General features: G+C 72.1%; 12 protein-coding genes. 8 read left to right on the top strand and 4 right to left on the bottom strand.

What is annotated here, in order from left to right:
* Window positions 1-71: 71 nt before the first annotated feature.
* Window positions 72-1,625, bottom strand: coding sequence for a helix-turn-helix domain-containing protein (locus tag BFF78_RS39670; protein ID WP_227026046.1), 1,554 nt, complete (start codon window positions 1,623-1,625; stop codon window positions 72-74).
* A gap of 285 nt (window positions 1,626-1,910) precedes the next feature.
* On the opposite strand from BFF78_RS39670, the gene BFF78_RS39665 reads away from it, so the two are divergent.
* The 3 genes from BFF78_RS39665 (at window position 1,911) to BFF78_RS39655 (ending at window position 4,818) form a co-directional block, all read left to right on the top strand.
* Window positions 1,911-2,531 carry an L-threonylcarbamoyladenylate synthase gene (locus tag BFF78_RS39665; RefSeq protein ID WP_069782878.1) on the top strand — a complete coding sequence of 207 codons (621 nt, stop codon included), beginning with the start codon at window positions 1,911-1,913 and terminating at the stop codon, window positions 2,529-2,531.
* 118 nt (window positions 2,532-2,649) lie between these two features.
* The gene (locus tag BFF78_RS39660) at window positions 2,650-3,405 is read left to right on the top strand and encodes a dienelactone hydrolase family protein (RefSeq protein ID WP_069782877.1); all 756 of its coding nucleotides are present in this window, start codon (window positions 2,650-2,652) and stop codon (window positions 3,403-3,405) included.
* A gap of 213 nt (window positions 3,406-3,618) precedes the next feature.
* A complete protein-coding gene (locus tag BFF78_RS39655) occupies window positions 3,619-4,818 on the top strand; it encodes a glycoside hydrolase family 64 protein (protein ID WP_069782876.1) in 1,200 nt (399 codons plus the stop codon).
* Between the two features lie 57 nt (window positions 4,819-4,875).
* On the opposite strand, the gene BFF78_RS39650 is transcribed toward BFF78_RS39655, so the two are convergent.
* Together BFF78_RS39650 and BFF78_RS39645 are read right to left on the bottom strand one after the other, a co-directional pair.
* On the bottom strand, window positions 4,876-7,281 hold the full coding sequence (locus tag BFF78_RS39650) for a M4 family metallopeptidase (RefSeq protein WP_069782875.1): 2,406 nt from the start codon (window positions 7,279-7,281) through the stop codon (window positions 4,876-4,878).
* Between the two features lie 271 nt (window positions 7,282-7,552).
* Window positions 7,553-9,664, bottom strand: coding sequence for a S9 family peptidase (locus BFF78_RS39645; RefSeq protein WP_069782874.1), 2,112 nt, complete (start codon window positions 9,662-9,664; stop codon window positions 7,553-7,555).
* An 81-nt stretch (window positions 9,665-9,745) separates the two neighbouring features.
* Here BFF78_RS39645 and BFF78_RS39640 point away from each other — a divergent pair, with 81 nt between their 5' ends.
* On the top strand, window positions 9,746-11,248 hold the full coding sequence (locus BFF78_RS39640; RefSeq protein ID WP_099055138.1) for a metallophosphoesterase family protein: 1,503 nt from the start codon (window positions 9,746-9,748) through the stop codon (window positions 11,246-11,248).
* Between the two features lie 69 nt (window positions 11,249-11,317).
* Window positions 11,318-12,346, top strand: coding sequence for an LLM class flavin-dependent oxidoreductase (locus tag BFF78_RS39635; protein WP_069782872.1), 1,029 nt, complete (start codon window positions 11,318-11,320; stop codon window positions 12,344-12,346).
* Between the two features lie 36 nt (window positions 12,347-12,382).
* Here BFF78_RS39635 and BFF78_RS39630 read toward each other — a convergent pair whose 3' ends face one another.
* A complete protein-coding gene (locus BFF78_RS39630) occupies window positions 12,383-13,357 on the bottom strand; it encodes a TauD/TfdA dioxygenase family protein (protein WP_069782871.1) in 975 nt (324 codons plus the stop codon).
* Between the two features lie 448 nt (window positions 13,358-13,805).
* Here BFF78_RS39630 and BFF78_RS39625 point away from each other — a divergent pair, with 448 nt between their 5' ends.
* The 3 genes from BFF78_RS39625 (at window position 13,806) to BFF78_RS39615 (ending at window position 16,313) form a co-directional block, all read left to right on the top strand.
* The gene (locus tag BFF78_RS39625; protein ID WP_069782870.1) at window positions 13,806-14,636 is read left to right on the top strand and encodes an aldo/keto reductase; all 831 of its coding nucleotides are present in this window, start codon (window positions 13,806-13,808) and stop codon (window positions 14,634-14,636) included.
* 145 nt (window positions 14,637-14,781) lie between these two features.
* Window positions 14,782-15,645 (top strand): oxidoreductase, encoded by an 864-nt coding sequence (locus tag BFF78_RS39620; RefSeq protein ID WP_069782869.1) that lies wholly within the window; start codon window positions 14,782-14,784, stop codon window positions 15,643-15,645.
* 59 nt (window positions 15,646-15,704) lie between these two features.
* Window positions 15,705-16,313, top strand: coding sequence for a DNA polymerase ligase N-terminal domain-containing protein (locus BFF78_RS39615; RefSeq protein ID WP_069782868.1), 609 nt, complete (start codon window positions 15,705-15,707; stop codon window positions 16,311-16,313).
* The last annotated feature ends 6 nt before the right edge of the window (window positions 16,314-16,319 follow it).

Genomic DNA, 16,319 nt, shown 5'->3' with positions numbered 1-16,319 from the left:
GACTGCCGAATCTAGGTGCGGTTCGGGGACGCGGGGTAGCGCACCGATGCCAGGCCCGGCCTGCGTGGCACTCACCGGTGCACAGACGCGTCCGGTTGGTCCGGGTTCGCCGCGCCGGGGCCGGGTACGCCGAGGTCGGGGGCGGGCAGCTCGCCGGTGACGAGGTGGGCGAGGACGACCTCGTACAGGTCGGTGCCGCCGGCCGTCAGCCGACGTTCCAGGACGGGTTCGGCCGCCCGGACGTGTTCGCGCACGGTCTGGGCGTGCACGCCGAGCGCCTGGGCGGCGCGTTCGGCATGCGCGTCGGCGCCGGTCCAGGCGCGCAGGGTACGGCGCAGATCCCGGCCGTCCTCGTCGAGGCGGCCGAGGAGCCCCTCGGCCCAGGAGCGCAGCGCGCTCGTCCCGAGCAGCTCGGTGAACCGGGCCCGGACCGGCGTGTCGGGCGCGTCGCCGGGGTCGTACGGGCCGTGTGCGGCCTCGGTGTTGAGGGCGGCGTGGGCGAGTGCGCGGACGGTGAGCCGCGAGAAGTCGGCGCCGAGCAGCGCGGCGATCCGGTCCATCCGGGCGCGGACCGTGTTGCGGCTGACGCCGAGCACCTTGGCCGCGTTCACAGCGGTGAACTCAAGGCCCAGCCGGGTGGTGGCCAGCAGTTCCGCGCGCACATGGTGCGGCAGCGTGTCGAGCGGGCGCAGCACGGCGGCGGTCCAGGCACACAGGGCCGTGGGGTCCATGAGCTGTGCGGGGCGGGTGCGGGCGGCGTAGACGGCGGCCCGTTCGGGCCGGAAGCGGGCCACGGCGAGGGCGGTGACGGCCTGCCCGTAGGCGGTGGCGGTCAGCGCGAGGCGCTGCCGGGGGCTGCCGCCGAGGTAGGTGCCGGGCCGCTCGGCGACGAGGGACCGCAGCCGCTCCGCCACCTCGGCGAACGGGCCGACGACGATGACGTGTTCGTCCACCGCGGGGCAGCGCACGACGAGCGCCCGGCCGTCGATGGCGTCCACGCACGCGTCGGCGAGCCGGTCGCGTTCGGCGGCGTCGCCCTCGAGGACGTAGACGCGGGCGGTGTCCTGCTCCAGCAGGCCCGGCCACAGACCGGCGGCGACCCGGCGGGCGGAGACGGTGTCCTCCACCATGAGCAGTTGCAGGATCGCCAGCCGCAGATCGGCGGTGGCCCGCCGCAGCCGCCGCCCCGCCTGCGCCAACTCCCTCTCCCGCAGGAGGAGTTCCAGTACGCCGGCGGTGCGGCCGAGGATCTCGGCGGTGTGCCGGTCGAAGGGCGCGGGGCGGGCCACGGCCAGGACGGCTCCCGCCGCCGCGCCGGGCCCGGGATGCCGTATCCCGACCAGGCGCACATGGCGTTCGCCGTCCTGAAGAGCCGCGGCGGAGATCCGGCCGGCGGCCACATCGGCGACGACGGCGGCGTCCAGCGGCAGGTACTCGCCGGCGAGCAGGCCGCCGTGGGCGTCCTGCAGGCAGACCGACGCACCCGCGGTCCGGGCGAGCCAGGCGACGAGCCGGGCGAGATCGCGTCCGGCGGGCCGCAGATGGTCCAGCAACTCCTGCGCCCAGGCGCTGTCGCCGCCGTACGGCTGCTGGAACGCCGGGCCCCCGTCCACTCGGCCGGGCACGTGCCACTCTCCTCGTCTCGGCGTTGACCTGGGCTTACGCACCCGCACGTTACCCGACGCGCCGCGCTCTCGCGCCGGACATGGCTCCGCCGACGGCCCGGGGGGGGTGGACCGCCGGCGGAGGCGTCGCGTCCGGAGCGGGGGGGTGCCCAGGACGGCTCATCGGGCGGCTGCCCCGGAATCCACGAAATACTCAACAAAATTCAGGCGCGCCGGCTCACCGACTTCACTCGCACAACACCGGCGTGGCGCGCCCGCCGCCCGCTGACGGCATAAGCTCGTCGCGTGGCGAAGTACTTCGACGTGCATCCCGAGAACCCGCAGCCGCGCAGCATCGCGCAGATCGCCGACGCGGTGCGCTCGGAAGCGCTCATCGCATACCCGACCGACTCGTGTTACGCGCTGGGCTGCCGCCTCGGCAGCCGGGACGGCATGGACCGGATCCGGTCCATCCGCCATCTGGACGACCGGCACCACTTCACGCTGATGTGCCGGGACTTCGCCCAGCTCGGACAGTTCGTGCTGGTGGACAAGGACGTGTTCCGGGCCGTGAAGGCGTCCACACCCGGCAGCTTCACCTTCATCCTCCCGGCCACCCGCGAGGTGCCGCGCAAGCTGCTGCACCCGAAGAAGAAGACCGTGGGCGTACGCATCCCCGACCACGTGGTCACCCAGGCGCTGCTGGCGGAGCTGGGCGAGCCGCTGCTGTCCAGCACGCTCCTGCTGCCGGACGAGGAGGAACCGCTGACGCAGGGCTGGGAGATCAAGGACCGGCTCGACCACGTGGTGGACGCGGTGGTCGACTCCGGCGAGTGCGGCACCGAGCCGACGACGGTCGTGGACTTCTCCGGCGGCGAGGCGGAGATCGTACGGCGGGGCGCGGGAGACACCAGCCGCTTCGAGTGAGCTCGATGGGCTCCGGGTGCGGGCTTGCGGATCTTGCGTGACAGCATGGCCGTAGCCGCGGCGTCGAGAGCGATCGATCGCCTCCCGGCGCCCATTCCGCGAGGGAGGGTCTGCCCCCATGACCGATGTCCAGGGAATCGATGTCGACATCACGACCGAGGACGGCGTCGCCGACGCCTACCTCGCCCATCCCGCCGACGGCCGCCCCCGTCCGGGCGTTCTGTTCTACCAGGACGCCTATGGCATCCGCCCGCACCTGAGGTCGATGGCCGGCCGGCTGGCCGCCGCCGGCTACACGGTGCTGGTACCGAACGTCTTCTACCGCCTCGGCCGGACCCCGGTCGTCGATCTGCCGGAGTTCATCGACCCGGGCGCCGATCCGACCATCTGGGAGCGGCTCGGCCCGGTCGTGGCCTCGCTGACGCCGGATCTGGTCGCGCCGGACTCGGGCGCCTATCTGCGCTGGCTGGCCGACAGCCCGCTGGTCGCCGACGGGCCGGTCGCGGTCACCGGTTACTGCATGGGCGCCCGGCTGGCCCTGTGGACGGCGGCGGCGCACCCCGACCGGGTCGCCGCGGCGGCCGGGTTCCACGGCGGCGGCCTCGCCACCGACGAGCCGACCAGCCCGCACCTGGGCGCCCCGGACATCACCGCGGAGCTGTACTTCGCACACGCCGACAACGACCGGTCGCTGCCCCCCGAGCAGATCGCGCGCTTCGATCAGGCGCTGACCGCGGCCGGCGTACGGCACACCTGCGAGGTCTACCCGGGCGCCCAGCACGGCTACACACAGGCGGACACCCCCGCGTACCACCGCGAGGCCGACGAGCGGCACTGGGCGGCCCTGCTCGACCTGCTCAAGCGCACCTTCTGACCGGCCTGCTCGAGCGCACCTGCTGATACCCCTCGCCGAACCCGTCCGATACCGGCCCGGCGTCCGCCACACGGCGGGCACCGGGCCGGTCCGTTCGCACTCGATCCCGCCCGAATCATTGACATGCACGCGACTCGGCACGAGTCTGAGAGCGCTCTCAGACAGGTACGGACCAACATCCGTACGACCCCGACCCCACACGGAGGTAGGAGAGTGCCTCACACACGCACGCGCCGGGCGCTGCCCCTGGCGGCCACCGCGGCCCTGGTCGGCGGAGTGCTCGCCGTCGGCACGCCGGACCTCGCCGGTGCCGCCGTGCCGGACACCATCCCGCTGCAGATCACCAACAACTCGGGCCGCTCCGAACCCGTCTACGTCTACGACCTCGGCACCCAGCTGTCCTCCGGACAGCAGGGCTGGGCCGACGCCAACGGGTCCTTCCACGCCTGGCCGGCGGGCGGCAACCCGCCCACGCCCGCTCCGGACGCGGCGATCGCCGGACCGGCACCCGGGCAGTCCAAGACGATCCGGATACCGAAGTTCTCCGGCCGGATCTACTTCTCCTACGGCCAGAAGCTCGACTTCCGGCTGACCACCGGCGGCCTGGTACAGCCGGCCGTGCAGAACCCCTCCGACCCCAACCGGAACATCCTGTTCAACTGGTCCGAGTACACCCTCAACGACTCGGGGCTGTGGCTGAACAGCACCCAGGTGGACATGTTCTCGGCGCCGTACGCGGTCGGGGTGCAGCGCTCCGACGGCGGTGTGAGCACCACCGGGCATCTGAAGTCCGGTGGCTACACGGGCTTCTTCAACGCGCTGCGCGGCGCGGGGGGCGGCTGGTCCGGCCTGATCCAGACCAGCTCCGACGGCACGGTGCTGCGCGCCCTGTCGCCGCTGTACGGCGTGGAGACCGGGGCCCTGCCGGCGAACGTGATGGACGGCTACGTCAACCGGGTCTGGCAGAAGTACACGACGTCGACCCTGACGGTCACACCGTTCGCCGACCAGCCGAACACCAAGTACTACGGCCGGGTCTCGGGCAACGTCATGAACTTCACCAATGGCTCGGGCGCGGTCGTCACCAGCTTCCAGAAGCCCGACGCGGACAGTGTCTTCGGCTGCCACAAGCTGCTCGACGCCCCCAACGACAATGTCCGCGGCCCCATCTCCCGTACCCTGTGCGCCGGTTTCAACCGCTCCACCCTGCTGATCAACCCCAACCAGCCGGACACCACGACGGCCGGCTTCTACCAGGACGCGGTGACGAACCAGTACGCGCGTGCGGTCCACGCGCAGATGGCCGACGGCAAGGCCTATGCGTTCGCCTTCGACGACGTCGGCAACCAGGAGTCGCTGGTGCACGACGGCGGCCCGCAGCGGGCGTATCTGACGCTGGATCCGCTGAACTGACGGCTGACATGCCGCGGCCCCGCACCACCAGGGTGCGGGGCCGCGGAACAGGGTGACTCAGCTGGTCTTCAGGGCGGTGTCGTCCACGACGAAGCTGGTCTGCAGCGAGGAGTCCTCCACACCGTTGAACTTCAGGGTGACCGTCGAGCCCGTCAGCGAGGACAGGTCGAAGGTCTTCTGGCTGTAGCCGGAGGCCGCGTTGAGGTTCGAGTAGGTCGCGAGGGTCTTCGAACCCGCGGTCACCGTCAGCTTGTCGTACTGGGTGCTGGTGGTGGTCTCCGAGGTGTCGATGTGCAGGTAGAAGGTCAGGGTCGCCTTGCAGCCCGCGGGGATCGTCACCGACTGCGACAGCGTGTCGGTGTGGCTGCTGCCGTAGCCGTCGAGCCAGGCGTAGTACGAGCCGCCGTGCGCCGCCTCACCGGTGTCGTTGGTGATCACGCCGCTGGTGGCGGACCAGCCGGTGCCGCCCGACTCGAAGCCGGGGTTGCTCAGCAGCTGGGTCGAGGTGCAGCCGCCGCCACCGCTGGAGTTGACCGTCCAGGTGAACGTCGCGGTTCCGGTCGCGCCGGTGGAGTCGGTCACCGTGACGGTGGTGTTGTACGTCCCCGCCGTGGTCGGTGTTCCGGTGATCAGGCCGGTGGAGCTGTTGATCGACAGGCCCGCGGGCAGTCCGGAGGCGCTGTAGCTGAGCGCGCCGCTGTTGGTGCTGCTCGCCTGGATCTGCAGGCTCACGGCGGTGCCGACGGTCGAGGACTGACTGCCCGGGTTGGTGACCGACACTCCGCTGCTCGGCGGGGTGATGTGGCTGCCGACGTTGATACCGGCGAAGGCGTTGCCGACGCCCGCGTACTGCGTGGAGTTGGTGCCGTACAGGGCGGCTGCCGCGTTCAGGGCGGCGGTGCGGGCGGCTGCGTAGTCGGTGCTCGACGTCATGTACGTCGTCAGCGCCTTGTACCAGATCTGCAGCGCGGCGGCCCGGCCGATGCCGGTGACGGCGACGCCGTCCGAGGTCGGGCTGTTGTAGGTCACGCCGTTGATGACCTTGGTGCCGCTGCCCTCGGAGAGCAGGTAGAACATGTGGTTCGCCGGGCCCGAGGAGTAGTGCACGTCGAGGCCGCCGACACCGGAGTACCAGGAGTCGGCCGAACTGCCGTCCTTGCTGGGCTTGTCCATGTAGCGCAGCGGGGTGCCGTCGCCGTTGATGTTGATCTTCTCGCCGATGAGGTAGTCACCGGGGTCGGAGCTGTTGTTGGCGTAGAACTCCACGCCGGTGCCCATGATGTCGCTGGTGGCCTCGTTCAGGCCGCCGGACTCACCGGTGTAGTCCAGGCCCGCGGTGTTGGAGGTGACGCCGTGGGTCATCTCGTGGCCGGCCACGTCCAGCGAGGTCAGCGGGTCGTTGTTGCCGGAGCCGTCGCCGTAGGTCATGCAGAAGCAGGTGTCGTCCCAGAAGGCGTTGACGTACGCGTTGCCGTAGTGGACGCGTGAGTAGGCGCCTACGCCGTCGTTCTTGATGCCGCTGCGGCCGAACGTGTTCTTGTAGAAGTCCCAGGTCTCCTGCGCCCCGTAGTGGGCGTCGGCGCCCGCGGTGGCGGCGTTGGAGTTGGTGCCGTCGCCCCAGGTGTCGTTGCTCTGCGAGAACAGGGTGCCGGTGCCGGAGGTGCCGTGGTTCAGGTTGTACGTCTTGTGGCCGCCGCGCGCCCCGTCGTTCAGCGTGTACGTCGAACCCGACTGGGTCGTGGTCAGCGTCACCTGGCCGCTGTAGTGCGTGTTGCCCACGCCGGTGTCGATCGCCTGGTACCGGTACAGCTCCTTGCCGGTGGTGGCGTCGGTGATGACGTGCAGCTTGCTGGGCGTGCCGTCGTCCTGGAAGCCGCCGATCACGGTCTCCCAGGCGAGCTTCGGGGTGCCGGTGCCGGCCCAGATCACCTTGCGGGCGCTGTCCGCGGTGGGCTTCTTGGCGGTGAGGGACTTGGCCGTCCTCAACGCCTTGTTCTCGGCGGCGGACTTGGTGACGGACGCGGTGGTGGAGGCGACCTTGATCGTGTGCTTGTTGTTGTACGTGGTGCTCACGGTGCCCGCGGCCAGGGAGGCGGGCGGGGTGTGCACGATGAGGTCGCCGCCGAGGACGGGCAGGCCGGCGAAGGTGCGTTCGTACCGGGTGTGCAGGGTGCCGTCGTTGTCCTTGACGACGTCCTTGACGACCAGTTTCTCCTGCGCGCCGAGCCCGAGGGTGCGGGCGGTCGCGGCGGTGTGCTGCTGGGCGCTCTCGATCAGCGCCTGGTGCTGGGCCGGGCTGAGCTTGGTCTCCAGGCCGCCGGTGCGCAGCGGGCTGGGGTGGGGAGCGGCGGGCTTGGCGATGGCCGGAGCGGCCTGCATGCCGATGGCGAGAAACGCCGCGGTGGAGACCAGGGCGGCTCCGACCGTGGCCCGCTTGTGGGGAAGGCGTCTGTGGGGTCTCACTCGTACTCCTCCTGCTGCGGCCGCCGGGTCGCGGCCGGTGACAGACGGGCAGAGGGGTCTGCTGCCCGGGTGAGCTGAGCTGTGCGAAACCGAGATCCATGCACACACCAGGGATGTGCGGTGCGTGGAGGAAGGATTCCAGCCTTGTCCCGCACATGTCAGTCATGTCGTAGCCATTCGAGGGTTTTCCCTATGCCGGGCCTGGCGGAGATACACCCTCGGGCCCTCGCGCACGGCCGCACCCGCCGTGCACCCGGCCGCCGGGGCCGGACTAGGCGCGGCTTCGCCAGTCTGCGGCCAAGTGCCGTTGCAGGAACCCGACTTGATGCCGGAGCAGGTCGCGGGTGACATCCGTGCCGACAGGCTGGTGTCCCGCGCCGGGCAGGAGCAGTACCTCGTGCGGCCGGCCCGCGGCGAGCAGCGCGTCGGACAGCCGGAGGGTGTGGGCGGGCGGGACCTTGCGGTCGGCGAGTCCGTGGATCAGCAGCAGGGGACGGGTGAGCCGGGACGTCTCGCGCAGCGGGGAGCAGGCGTCGTAGCGTTCGGGGTACGCCGCCGGGTGGCCGAGGACGCGCTCGCGCCAGTGGGCGTCGTAGAGCCGCTGGTCGGTCACGCCCGCCCCGGCCACGGCGGCGCGGAAGACGTCCGGGCGACGCAGCACGGCGAGCACGGCGAGCACGGCGAGCGAGCCGCCGAACGACCAGCCGCGGATGCCGACCCTGTCCACGTCGCGCACGGGGTGCGCACGCGCGGCCTCGTGCAGCGCGCTCACCTGGTCCTCCAGCACGGGCCCGAACAGGTCGCCATACACCTCGCGTTCCCAGTCCGGCCCGCGCCCCGGGGTACCCCGGCCGTCGACGACCAGCACCGCGAAGCCCTGCTCGGCGAACCACTGCGACACCAGTGTCCGCCAGTCGTGGGCGGCGGTGACCCGCTGGCGGCCCGCGCCGCCGTAGGGGTCGAGCAGCACCGGCAGCGGGCCGTCGTCCGCCGGCCGGTGCCATGAGGGCAGATACAGGGCGGCCCGCAGCGCACGCGGGCCGAGCCGCAGCATGCTCCGCCGCACGCCCAGCACCGGCGACTGCGCGTACGACGGCACGGTCACGGCCGGCCGCCCGGCCCGCAGCACCTCGGCGCGCGGGGCCGGGCCGCCGGTGTCCGCGATGGTCCGCACGAGGGTGCCGCCGCGCAGCACTCCCCCGTGCACTCCCGGCCCCACACTCCGCCGGCGCGGTCCGTCGCCCGGCCGCCAGGACCACAGATCGACCTCGGTGGGCTCGTCCGACGCGGTGAACAGCACCTCGTCCCCGTCGACGCCGAGCACGGCACGCACCTGGCGGCCAGGGGGCGTGACGGGAACGCCGTCGGCCGTGAGGTGCCGGGTGCCGTCCAGATCCGCGTGCGCGAGGACGACTCCGGAGGCGGTGCGGGCCGGCAGCCCTGGCACCAACTCCACCCAGCGGGCGTCCCGTTGCTCGTGCAGCACCGTCGTACGCCCGTCCGCCGGGTCGATGCCGAGGAGCCGGACGGTGCGCTGGTCACGCGACTGTACGACGGCGAAGGGACCGTGCGCGTCCCAGCCGGCGCCGACGACGTACTCCAAGGCCTCCCGATCCCAACGGACGGGCAGATGCGGGCCGTTGGGAGCGATCGGGGCCAGCCAGAGGGTGACGTCAGGGTTCGGTGTGCCGGCGAAGGCGTGGCGGTGGGCTCTGGGCGGGCTGTCGGGCTGGGCGGGGTCGGTGGCGTACCAGCGCCGTACGCGCCCGCGGTCGGTCCGGGCGTACAGCAGGGCGGTGCCGTCGGGCGCCCACCAGTGGCCGCGCGGGCCGTCGGGAAGCGTGGCCACGGTGTGCTCGGCCACCCCGAACTCCACGTCGTCACCGTCCGGTTGGGCCATCGCCCGATCCCCGCTCCCGTCCGCCCCGATGACGCGGAGCTCACCGCGGCGGACGTAGGCGACCCGGCGGCCGGCCGGATCCGGGCGCGGATCGGACACGGGAAGCGCGGCGGGCAGCCGCCGGGGCTCGCCACCGCTCGGCCCGACAGCCCACAAGACACCGCCCAGCACGAACACGACGAGCCCGCCCGCCCCGCCGGCGGCATACCCCTCGATGCCCCGCGCCCTGCGTCCGGCGCCGAGCAGCCTGACCGGATCGGCCAGCTGCCGCTCCCCGCCCGACGCGAGCTCGAGTCCCCAGAGGCAGGCTGCGGGGTCGTCCCCCGTACGCCCCCGCAGATACAGCACGGTCCCGCCGTCGGCGGTCACGGTGAACCGTCCGGGGACTCCGCGGGTGAAGCGGGCCGTACGGACGAGCTGGGCGGGGAGGAGGTCGGGCTGCACCTGGAGGGTCTTCCCCTGCAACCCAAACCGTACTCGCATTCGATTTACCGCATGGGCGCCGTCCCTGTACGCCCGGCCCGGCCAACCGCCCCTGACCGGTGCGTTGTTACCGTGCACCGTGTGTCTGACTCCTCGCGTGATACCGCAGAAGGCGCCGGCTGGGGCTCGGCCGAGCCCGGTGCCTACAAACAGCTGATGCCGGACCATGTCGAGAAGCTGTCGTGGCTGAACCCGCGGACCCTGTGGGCGGCCCGCAACGGCGTGCTGGCGTCCTGGTTCGGTGATCCGACCGGTCGTACCCGCAGCCGCTGGGTGGCGCGCCGGGAGGCGGCCGGAGCGCCCGCCGACAAGGTGATCCGGCGAGAGACCACCGACCGGTTCTCCTTCATGGTCATCGGGGACACCGGCGAGGGCGACGACTCCCAATACGCCGTCGTCCCAGGCTTTCTGAAGGCGAGCCAGGACACGGACTTCGCGGTGATCGCGAGCGACGTGATCTATCCGGTCGGCAGCGCCGACGACTACGACGGCAAGTTCTTCCGCCCCTACAAGGACTATCCGGCGCCGATCTACGCGATACCCGGCAACCACGACTGGTACGAGGACCTCGGCGCCTTCATGCGCGTCTTCTGCGCCGACGCCCCGCCGCTCGCCCCCGAGCCCCGGCCCCGCCCGCTCGGCCGCGCCTGGTGGCGCGCGCTGCTGTGGCACCGGCCCCGCCCGGCCGACGGGCAACGGCTCGCCGCCGCACGGGACTTGCGGTCGGCGCCCGGCCAGCAGGCCGTGCAGCCCGGGCCGTACTGGGCCATCGACGCCGGTCCGGTGCGGATCGTCGGCATCGACACCGGACTGCTCGGCACGATCGACGCCGAACAGGGCGCCTGGCTGCGCGAGGTGTCCCGGGGACCGAGGCCCAAGATCCTCATCACCGGGTCACCGCTGTACGTCGACGGCGAGCACCACCCGTGCGCGATCGAGGGCGGTGGCACGGTGGACGACATCGTCCGGGACCCGGAGCACCACTATGTGGCCGCGATCGGCGGCGACATCCACAACTACCAGCGTTACCCGGTCGACGTGGACGGCCGCACCGTCCAGTACGTGGTCGCGGGCGGCGGCGGGGCGTTCATGCACGCCACGCACACCATCCCGCGGGTGTCGGTCGGGGGTGTCACCGAGCGGGACTTCCGCTGCTACCCGCTGCGCGGCGACTCGCTGGCCTTCTACAGCCGCCTGTACGGCCGCCGGCTGCGGCTGGGCCGCCTCTTCACCCTGAGCGAGGCCGAGGCGACCGCGGTCGTCGCCGAACGTCTCGGCATCGAAACGGGCCGCAAGCCCGGCCCGGACACCCGGGTGACCCGGCGCACCCGTCTGGTCGCGAGCCTCCTCGGCACCGGCGGGCGCCCGGACCGTACATCCCGGTTCCGGCTGCCCGTACACAAGGTCTACACCCAGCTGTTCTCACCCGGCTCGGCCACCTACAGTCCCCCGTTCTTCAAGTGCTTCCTGCGGCTGGACGTCGCTCCGGAGGCGGTCCGGCTGCGCTGCTTCGCCGCCACCGGCAACCGGGCGCAGGAAGTCGATCCGCCGGTGGAGGACGAGATCGTCATCCCGCTGAAGTGAACACACGGTTGTCACACCCGCCTGCCAGAATCGGCAGACGGAACCGACGTACGACCGCTGGAGGAGCCCGTGCCGCCCACCGCCCGTCCGCTGCGCAAGCTGGGCTTCCTCACCATCGGCCTGTTCGACCCGGCTCAGCCGGCCCGGGGCCACGAGTCCACGCTGGAGATCATCGAGCTGGGCGAGCGGCTCGGTTTCGACAGCGCCTGGCTGCGCCACCGGCATCTCCAGCACGGCATCTCCTCCCCGGTCGCCGTCCTCGCCGCCGCCTCACAGCGCACCCGCCGCATCGAGCTGGGCACCGCGGTGACCCCGCTCGGCTGGGAGAACCCGCTGCGCCTCGCCGAGGACCTGGCGACGGTCGACGTCCTGTCCGGTGGCCGGCTCAACCCGGGCGTCAGCGTGGGCCCGCCGATGCACTTCGAGCAGGTCAAGGAGGCCCTGTACCCGGACACGGCCGACACCGAGGACTTCGGGTACGAACGGGTGCGGCGGCTGCTGGACCTGGTGCGCGGCAAGCCCGCCAGCGACTTCAGCGGGGTCGAGGGGTTCGAGGTGTTCTCGGATGTGGTCCAGCCGCACTCCCCAGGGCTGGCACGGCGGATGTGGTACGGCGGCGGCAGCCTCGGCTCGGCGCGCTGGGCGGGCGAGCAGGGCATGAACTTCCTGACCAGCAGCGTGGTCAAGGCGGAACAGCCGGACGGGCCATGGGACTTCGCCGAGATCCAGCTTTCCCTCATCAGGGAGTTCCGCGACCGCCACCCCGACGGCGAGGCGGCCCGCGTCTCGCAGGGGCTGGTCGTGATCCCCACCGACTCCGCGAGCCCGCAGCAGCGCGCGAAGTACGAGGCGTACGCGGCGAAGCGGCTGTCCCGCACGGCCTCCCCGCAGGGACCGGCCCGGCTGCTGTTCGCCCCGGACCTGGTCGGCACCTCGGCGGAGATAGCCGAACGGCTCCGCGCGCACGCCGCGTTCCGGGAGGTGGACGAGGTGGCGTTCGCGCTGCCGTTCACCTTCGAGCCCGAGGACTACGTCCAGATCCTGACGGACATGGCGACAAGGCTGGGCCCGGCGCTGGGATGGCGGCCGGCGAACTGAGCGCCGGCCATCGGCGGGGGCACCATCCGGACAAGGTCACCAGCGGCCCGGTTCCGTGCCCACCACCGCCTCCGATCGCCGGCCGTCCACCCCCACCGGCACATCCCCCTGGAGCATCACCCGGTGCATGATCCGGGGAGAGCCGACCTGGGCGTGGTCGCTCGGGGCGAGGTGGATGGTGGCCCGGTTGTCCCAGAAGGCGACGCTGCCCGGCTCCCAGCGGAAGCGGACCGTGTACTCGGGGCGGACCGCCTGCTCCACCAGCATCCGCAGGATCGCCGCGCTCTCCGGGCGGGAGAGGCCGACGATCTCCTCCACGTAGTAGCCGTTGACGAACAGCACCCGCTCCCCCGTCTCCGGGTGCACCCGCACCAGCGGGTGCACGGAGACGACCTGGTGGTCCAGGAGATGGCGGGCGTAGGCGTCGTCCCCGGGCCGGGGCTGATAGCCCACGCCGAGCCGGTGCTCGGCGCGCAGCCCGTCCACGAAGGCACGGACCGGCGCAGAGAGACCGGCGTAGGCGGCGGCCAGATTGGCCCAGGTGGTGTCGCCGCCGTAGGGCGGTACGGTCTCGGCGCGCAGGATGGTCGCGGCCGGCGGGTCGATACGCGTCCCGTAGTCGCAGTGCCAGCCGCGCAGCAGGGTGTGCCGGCGGCGGTGCAGCCACTCGTCGTGCTCCATGCCGTAGCGTCCGGCCAGTTCCAGCCGGTCGGCCGTCGTCTCGACCTCCGGCAAGTCCGGCGGCGAGTGCGGACCGCGGCGCGGCAGCACGACCGGCTCGCCGAAGCGGCGGGCGAAGGCGACCTGACCGGCGTGGTCGAGTTCCTGCCCGCGGAAGAACACCACCTTCCAGCGCAGCACGGCCTGCCGGATCAGGGCCACTACGGCGTCGTGCAGCGGCTCGGCCAGATCGACGCCGGTGATCTCGGCTCCGATGTACCCGGCGACCGGCCTCACCTCCACGCCCTCGACCGGCCCCGTCTGATCCGCCGTGGCCCTGTGCGTCGTCATACGCGCTCCCGTGCTCGTCCGTACCGGCTCCACCGAAGATCGTGGCACCCCCGGCCTGACACGGCGAACTCCCGGACGACCGTGTTCCGGAACCCCTCGGTGCCACCGGCCGGTCGTCCACCGGGTACGGGAACACCTCGCTGGAGTGCGCGTATCGGCCATCGTCTCGCCCCCGGTGCACACGACCGACTCCCCGGGCACGGCGACGCCCTCGGCGTGCGGCGCGTCCCGGAAGCCGCGCAGCCGCTCCACCGAGGCGATGCCGTCCTGTCCGCCGACCAGGGCGATCCGGCGGTGCCGGGTCTCCGGCAGCAGCCGCGCCGCCCCACGCCCGCCGACCCGGCGAAGGGGAGGAGGCGATCTCGTCGGTGACCGGCCCGTCCGGTTGATCACCCTTCGCCCTGTCCGTGAGGCTGGAGGGACGACACAGTGGAGGGAAGGTCCCATCGTGAACGGCATTCCGGCGCACACGCTCAACGACGGTACGACGATCCCCGCCATCGGCCTCGGCACCTGGCCGCTGGACGACAGGGCCGCCGAGCAGGCCGTACGCTCCGCGCTCGGCCTGGGCTACCGGCTGGTGGACACCGCGGCGAACTACCACAACGAGACCGGTGTCGGGCGGGGCATAGCGGGCAGCGGCGTGCCCCGCGAGGAGGTGGTGGTGACCACCAAGCTGCCCGGCCGGCACCACGGATACGAGGAGACCCTCGCCTCCTTCGAGGAGTCGCGGCGGCGGCTGGGCCTGGAGTACGTGGACCTGTATCTGATCCACTGGCCCAATCCCCGGGTCGGCAAGTACGCCGCCTCCTGGAAGGCGATGATCAAGCTGCGTGAGGACGGGCTGGTCCGCTCCATCGGTGTCTCGAACTTCACCCCGGAGCACGTCACGCGGCTGGAGAAGGAGACCGGCGTACTGCCGTCGGTGAACCAGATCGAGCTGCATCCGCTGTTCCCGCAGGAGGAGCTGCGTGCCTTCCACGCGGACCTGGGCATCGTCACCGAGAGCTGGAGCCCGCTGGGCCGGGGCAGCGATCTGCTGCACGACCGCGCGGTCACGGAGGTCGCCGCGACGCACGGGGTGACTCCGGCGCAGGTACTGCTGCGCTGGCACCTCCAGATCGGCGCGCTGCCCATCCCCAAGTCGGCCGATCCCGGCCGGCAGCGCGCCAACCTGGACGTCTTCGGCTTCGAACTGGACTCCGGCCAGCTGGCGGCCCTCACCCGCCACGCCCCGCACCGGTTGGGCGGGGACCCGGAGCGGCACGAGGAGTTCTGAGCGGCCCGTGGTGGCTGGTCCTGTCACTCCCAGGATCGATGGGGCACTGCAACGGCGGGCGCGGCGGGCGCAGGGTGGAGAGCGGGCCGCCGGGAGGACCGGTGGCCCGGACATCCCGAGCATCATCGTGAGAGGTACGACAGACATGACTGCACAGCTCGGCGGCACCATCGCCCCGGCCGACGGCCTGACCCTGACCCGCGTCGGGTACGGGGCCATGCAACTGGCCGGGCCGGGCGTCTTCGGCCCGCCGAAGGACCGCGACCGGGCCGTGGCGGTGCTGCGCGCGGTGGTGGAGGCGGGCATCACGCACATCGACACCGCCGACTTCTACGGCCCCGTGGTCGTCAACGAACTCATCAGGCAGGCCCTGCACCCCTACCCCGAGGACCTGCACATCGTCACCAAGGTCGGCGCCCGCCGGGGAGCCGACGGCGGCTGGATCCTGTCACGGCACCCGGAGGACCTGAAGGCGCAGGTGTACGACAACCTGCGGAACCTCGGCGTGGAGTCGCTGGACGTCGTGAACCTGCGGCTGGGGGACGTCGAAGCCCCGAACGACGACTCCCTCGCCGAGCAGTTCGGCGCGCTGGCCGAGCTGCGGGAGCGGGGGCTGATCCGGCACCTGGGGCTGAGCACGGTGACCGCCGCGCAGCTGGACGAGGCTCTCGCGATCGCGCCCGTGGTGACCGTGCAGAACCTGTACAACCTGGCCAACCGGCAGGACGACGCCCTGGTGGAGCGCACGGCGGCCGAGAACATCGCCTTCGTGCCGTACTTCCCGCTCGGCGGTTTCTCCCCGTTGCAGTCCGAGACGCTGGCGAAGGTCGCCACCCGGCTGGAGGCCTCGCCGCAGCAGGTGGCGCTGGCCTGGCTGCTGCGGCGTTCGCCGAACATCGGGCTCATCCCTGGCACCTCCTCCCCGGAGCACCTGCGGGAGAACATCGCCGCCGCGTCCCTGGTGCTGCCGGACGACGCGGTCGCCGAGCTGGACGGCATCGCGGGCTGAACGGCCCGGTGGCGGGTACCCGGCGCCCGAGAGGCGGACACACGGAAGGAGCCGCAGAGGTGGCAGCGGAGGACCGGCTGCGGACGTACCGCGGCAGGCGTGACTTCGAGCGGACCCGGGAACCGTCGGGCCGGGCGCCCCAGGACGCGGGCGACGGGCCGCGGTTCGTGGTGCAGATCCATGACGCGAGCCGGATGCACTTCGACTTCCGGCTCCAGGTCGACGACGTCCTGAAGTCCTGGTCGATCCCGAAGGGCCCGTCCACGGATCCCGGGGACAAGCGGATGGCCGTGCCCACCGAGGACCATCCGCTGGAGTACGAGGACTTCGAGGGCGTGATCCCGAAGGGCGAGTACGGCGGCGGCACGGTGATCGTCTGGGACAACGGCACGTACGAGCCGCTCAGCCATGACCGCAAGGGGCACCCGGTGGACTTCGCGGAGTCGCTGGAGCGCGGGCACGCCACGTTCCGGCTGCACGGCAGCAAACTGCACGGCGAGTACGCCCTGACCCGCTTCCGCGGCGGCGAGGACGAACAGGAGGCCTGGCTGCTGGTGCGCAAGGGACCGGCCCGGTCGGACGGGCACGGTACGCCGGATCCCCGGCGGGCCCGCTCGGTGCGCACCGGTCGCACCCTCGCACAGGTCGCGGCCGACGGCGAGGAGTGAGCGGCG

It is taken from the genome of Streptomyces fodineus (assembly GCF_001735805.1).
GTDB classification, from domain to species: domain Bacteria; phylum Actinomycetota; class Actinomycetes; order Streptomycetales; family Streptomycetaceae; genus Streptomyces; species Streptomyces fodineus.
This window is presented reverse-complemented; position numbering and strand designations above follow the sequence as displayed.

Coding starts and splice junctions, on each gene's coding strand:
- BFF78_RS39630 (WP_069782871.1), bottom strand. CDS start 13,357: ATGACGACGCACAGGGCCACGGCGGATCAGACGGGGCCGGTCGAGGGC.
- BFF78_RS39645 (WP_069782874.1), bottom strand. CDS start 9,664: ATGCGAGTACGGTTTGGGTTGCAGGGGAAGACCCTCCAGGTGCAGCCC.
- BFF78_RS39620 (WP_069782869.1), top strand. CDS start 14,782: ATGACTGCACAGCTCGGCGGCACCATCGCCCCGGCCGACGGCCTGACC.
- BFF78_RS39660 (WP_069782877.1), top strand. CDS start 2,650: ATGACCGATGTCCAGGGAATCGATGTCGACATCACGACCGAGGACGGC.